Genomic DNA, 3332 nt, shown 5'->3' with positions numbered 1-3332 from the left:
TTCCTGATCCGGCCGGCCTTGGCGGCCGGAAAATGGGTCATCTGCGACCGCTTCGCCGACTCCACACGGGTTTATCAGGGCGTCTCGGGAAACCTGCCGGCGGAGGTCGTGCTGACCCTCGAACACCATGTGGTTGGCGCCACCCACCCCGATCTCACGCTGATCCTCGATGCCCCCGTGAGCCTCGCCTTTGAGCGGCGCGCAGCCCGCGCCGGACTCGCTGACGTGTTTGAACAACGCGGCGACGGATTTCATGAATCCGTGCGTCAGGCATTTGCAGAGATTGCGCGGCGCGAACCGGAACGCTGCCGGATCGTGGATGCGAGCCGTGCCGCCCCCGAAGTTGCTGCGATGGCCTGGTTGCATGTCTCCCAACTGCTCGCCGAAGCAGCATCATGAGCGCCGCCTGGCCCCTGTTTGGCCATGCCGAAGCCGAGCGCCGGTTTCTCGACGCGCACGCGCGCACCAGACTACACCATGCCTGGCTGATCGAAGGGCCGGAAGGTATCGGCAAACACCGTTTCGCGCTTCGCCTCGCCGCGTTCCTGCTTGGCGCGCGCGGGCCTGATGCAGCACCTCTGGACGCCGGCGAGAGGGATCCCGTATGGCGCGCCGTTTATGCCGCAAGCCACCCGGACCTTCGGACACTTCAGCGCGGCCTCAACGACAAGGGCAAGCTGATGCAGGACATCAGCGTCGAGCAGGTTCGGACGCTGACGGAATTCTTCACGATGAAACCGGCACTTGGCGGTTGGCGGATCGGAATAATCGACGCCATCGACGAGACCAACCGCAACGGCGCCAATGCGCTCCTGAAGACCCTTGAAGAGCCGCCGCCGAAATGCGTGCTGTTCCTGATCAATCATGGACGTGAACCGCTTCTGCCGACGATCCGGTCGCGGTGCCGCGTGCTGAAGCTTTCCGCTCTGTCTGACGAGGATTGTCAGCGCGCGCTGGACGCGGCGGGCGCGCCACAACAGGCCGCGCGGATCGCGAAGGGCAGGCCGGGGAAGGGCATCCGCCTGTCATCGCCGCCTGCCCTTGCCGCAGTCGAGGCCGCCCGGGCCCTGCTCCGGTCTGCGCCGAATTTTTCCGACAAGCTGGCCATGTCCGCGTTGACCGCCGCAGCGGTCGACGATGCCTCCATCGAGGCTTTCCGCGCCGAACTGCTCGACTGGATTGCCGACCGCGCCGAGGCCGATCCTTCGGCCGCCCGGGTTTGGCTGAAACAGGCACGCCTTGCCGCCGACGGCGAGCAATTGAACATGGACGCCGCCCAGGTCGCCTCAAAACTGGTAGCGGGGCTTTATGAGTTGGCGCAGGCCGTCTAAACGCCCCGCAGATGTTTGATACACACGTGAACCTGCACGGCGAGGCCTTCGCCAATGACCTCGACGACGTACTGGCCCGCGCCCGCGGCGCCGGCGTGCAGCGCTTCCTCGCGATCTGCGATCGCTACGACAATTTTCCGGCGGTGCGCGCAATAGCCGAAGCGCATGCTGATATCTGGTGCTCGGTGGGTGTCCATCCCCACCATTCGAAGGACGCTACAGACCTAACTGCCGAAACGCTGGTCGCCGACGCGGCGCACCCCGAGGTCGTCGCGATCGGCGAAACAGGGCTCGACTTCCACTATGGCTACAGCGCCGAGGCAGACCAGGTCCGCAGCCTGCGCGAGCACATCAAGGCGGCCCGCTCGACCGGTCTGCCGTTGATCCTGCACACGCGCGAAGCCGACAGCCTGATGGCCGACATCCTTGAGGATGAGTTTGCGAAAGGCGCGTTCCAGCCGCTGCTGCACTGTTATACCGGCGGGCAAGACCTTTGCCGGCGCGCTCTGGCGCTCGGCGCATATGTCTCCGTATCCGGAATTCTATCCTTCAGGAGTGCCAAGGACGTGCGCGCAGTGATCGCCGATGTGCCACTTGATCGGATCATCCTGGAAACAGATTGCCCCTACCTCGCGCCCGTTCCCATGCGCGGCCGGCGCAATGAGCCAGCCTTTCTCGTGCACGTCGCCGAGGCGCTCAGCGCGCTGATGGGGATCGATACAGATACGGTGAAGCGCGTGACGACCGAGAATGCCCTGCGGCTCTTCGCGAAGGTCGCTGCCTGATGGCCCGTGCGCGCCTTGTCCTGCTCGGCACCGGTTCATCGGGGGGCGTTCCGCGCGTCGGCGGTGACTGGGACGCATGCGATAGCGCAGAGCCACGCAACCGGCGCACCCGCTGCAGCGCGCTACTTGAACGCTGGAACGAGGCCGGCGCCGTGACGCGCATCCTGATCGATACCGCGCCCGATCTGCGCGAGCAGCTGCTGGCCTGCGGCACGGCGCATCTCGACGCGGTCGTCTACACGCACGACCATGCCGACCAGGCCCACGGCATCGATGATGTCCGCGCCTTTGCCATTCGCCAGCGGGCGCAGATCCCGACTTATTTTGATGCGGCGACGAAGGAGCGGCTGGAGCGGCGCTTCGACTATATCTTCCATGGCGCGGCCGGTTACCCGGCGATCATGGCGCCGCAATCCGCTGTGGAGCCGTTGCAGGCTTTCAAAGTGCCGGGTCGCGGCGGACCTGTGGAATTCCTGCCGGTCGACATGGAACATGGTCGCATAAGGTGCCTCGGCCTGCGGATCGGCAATGTGGCGTACTGCAACGATGTGAACGGCCTGCCGGCGGAATCGATGGACGCGCTTGGAGGGCTCGATACGCTGATCATCGACGCGCTCCGCTATACGCCGCACCCGTCGCATGCGCACCTTGAGTTGACGCTGTCCTGGATCGCCCAGCTGAAGCCGCGCCGGGCGATTCTCACCAATCTGCACGTCGACATGGACTACCAGACACTGGTGAAGGACTTGCCGGACGGTGTGGAGCCGGCCTTTGACGGCATGGAGATCGTGTTCGAGTTGTAGGGTAGTGTGAGGGGAGCGGGGTCGCGGCTGCTCAAGACACCGGTTGCAGTGTCAGCCACATCCGGCTTGAAATCACGTAATTAAGAATTTCCCATAATATTGATTATGCGAACGACGGATCTCTATGGGTGGAGCGGGCGCGTGTGATTGGGTAGACTGATTTGCGCGCACTGCAAATGAGTTCTGACGCACCAAACTTCCGCCTTGTGCCAGGCCGCGGCCGGGTAGCCGGTCCGGCTCCGCGCCTTGAACCGATTCACTGCTGCTTAACCCGCCGCGGTCTCCCCTTCCCCCGATCAGACTTTCTCTTCCGGGCTCTTCCGGGCTCTTCCGGGCGGGCTACTCCCACTCAATCGTACCCGGAGGTTTCGACGTGATGTCATAGACGACGCGGTTCACGCCCTTGACCTCGT

The 3332-nt window shown here is 64.3% G+C and carries 5 protein-coding genes; 4 read left to right on the top strand and 1 reads right to left on the bottom strand.

Features of this window, described 5'->3' with window-relative positions:
• The 4 genes from WEA77_RS08705 to WEA77_RS08690 all read left to right on the top strand — a co-directional run.
• Nucleotides 1–399, top strand: a 399-nt coding sequence (locus tag WEA77_RS08705) for a dTMP kinase (protein WP_368067479.1), incomplete at its 5' end; no start/stop codon positions are given.
• Complete coding sequence (locus WEA77_RS08700) at nt 396–1331, top strand: DNA polymerase III subunit delta' (protein ID WP_368067478.1); 936 nt, start codon at nt 396–398, stop codon at nt 1329–1331. The genes WEA77_RS08705 and WEA77_RS08700, both read left to right, overlap by 4 nt.
• A gap of 11 nt (nt 1332–1342) precedes the next feature.
• The gene (locus tag WEA77_RS08695; RefSeq protein WP_368067477.1) at nt 1343–2116 is read left to right on the top strand and encodes a TatD family hydrolase; all 774 of its coding nucleotides are present in this window, start codon (nt 1343–1345) and stop codon (nt 2114–2116) included.
• Nucleotides 2116–2919 carry an MBL fold metallo-hydrolase gene (locus WEA77_RS08690; RefSeq protein WP_368067476.1) on the top strand — a complete coding sequence of 268 codons (804 nt, stop codon included), beginning with the start codon at nt 2116–2118 and terminating at the stop codon, nt 2917–2919. Before WEA77_RS08695 ends, WEA77_RS08690 begins: the two co-directional genes overlap by 1 nt.
• A 339-nt stretch (nt 2920–3258) precedes the next feature.
• Here the strand turns inward: WEA77_RS08690 and WEA77_RS08685 are convergent.
• The coding region (locus WEA77_RS08685; RefSeq protein ID WP_368067480.1) for a hypothetical protein at nt 3259–3332 on the bottom strand (74 nt) is incomplete at its 5' end.

This window comes from Hyphomonas sp., from assembly GCF_040882205.1.
Taxonomy (GTDB): Bacteria; Pseudomonadota; Alphaproteobacteria; order Caulobacterales; family Hyphomonadaceae; genus Hyphomonas.
The sequence above is the reverse complement of the archived record's forward strand: the minus strand, read 5'-3'. Positions and strand labels throughout refer to the sequence as shown.

Coding starts and splice junctions, on each gene's coding strand:
- WEA77_RS08690 (WP_368067476.1), top strand. CDS start 2,116: ATGGCCCGTGCGCGCCTTGTCCTGCTCGGCACCGGTTCATCGGGGGGC.
- WEA77_RS08700 (WP_368067478.1), top strand. CDS start 396: ATGAGCGCCGCCTGGCCCCTGTTTGGCCATGCCGAAGCCGAGCGCCGG.
- WEA77_RS08695 (WP_368067477.1), top strand. CDS start 1,343: ATGTTTGATACACACGTGAACCTGCACGGCGAGGCCTTCGCCAATGAC.